This window comes from Photobacterium kishitanii (genome assembly GCF_003026355.1).
Taxonomy (GTDB): domain Bacteria; phylum Pseudomonadota; class Gammaproteobacteria; order Enterobacterales; family Vibrionaceae; genus Photobacterium; species Photobacterium kishitanii.
Map to the genome: position 1 here is coordinate 1 of NZ_PYON01000045.1, position 962 is coordinate 962.

The 962-nt window shown below is 32.0% G+C and carries 1 pseudogene; it reads right to left on the minus strand.

Annotated elements, in window-relative coordinates:
• Positions 1-202: pseudogene (locus C0W29_RS21410) on the minus strand (putrescine-ornithine antiporter); the annotation flags it as partial.
• Positions 203-962 lie beyond the last annotated feature (760 nt).

Below are 962 nucleotides of genomic sequence, written 5' to 3' on the forward strand. Positions count from 1 at the left end.
TACAAAATGCACCACATTTAGCAAATGTATAAGCAATACACATTGCGCCTAACGCGGTCACAATCCAAGATAACATCGAAATTGCACCAACTTGCGCCAAGCTTGCTGGTAGCATAATAATACCGGAACCCATCATGTTAACTGCAACAAGTACAGTTAAGCCGACAAGACCCATTTTTTTAGTGCCAGTATCTGATGACATTATATTCACCTACGATTAGAGGAATGATAAACCTTATTTAAATTAGAGCTTATCTTAATTGAAATAAAACCAAGTCCATGGTGAATTGTTTATTATGGAAGTAATAAACACTTAAATATTTTATTAAATTTGTTTAGTAATAAAATAATTAAAATATAACTCTTTAACTGTAAACGTTATAAAAGTTATATTTTAAGCCGAACTCTTAACCTTGTGTTCGAGACATATAATGCGCCGTTTTCATAAAAATAAAACCATAAAAACGGAATGAATTATTGCATTTTTAGTGATCGTCATCACATTAAGTATCGTTATTCGACCATTCCTTTCAAGAATGTGTCATTTATTGCGTTTTTTTGCGATTAAAAATCTTTGTTTACAATAGCTTGAGAAGGTTGTTGTAGGTGGAAATTAAAGATATATTAAATATATGAATAATAGTTATGCATAAATACTGGGAATAAATTCACCGAAAAATAAAGAAATATTTTTTTATTGTTAGGTTAAGAGAAATTTAATTTGTATTTAAAAGAATGCCGTCTAAGTAAAAATACTGATTGGGGCTCTAGAAATATTGGTTAGTAGGTATAAAAAAATCCCCCGCTATAATTAGCGAGGGATTGATAGGGTAGTCACATTATCGCGTTAGGCGATTATAGTGCGTCTTTTTTGATACAAAGAACGTGGTATTTACCGTCTTCGATCTCTGCACCTTCAGTTTCGTGTTCGAAACCAGGGAATTCAGCGTCCCATGCTTCTA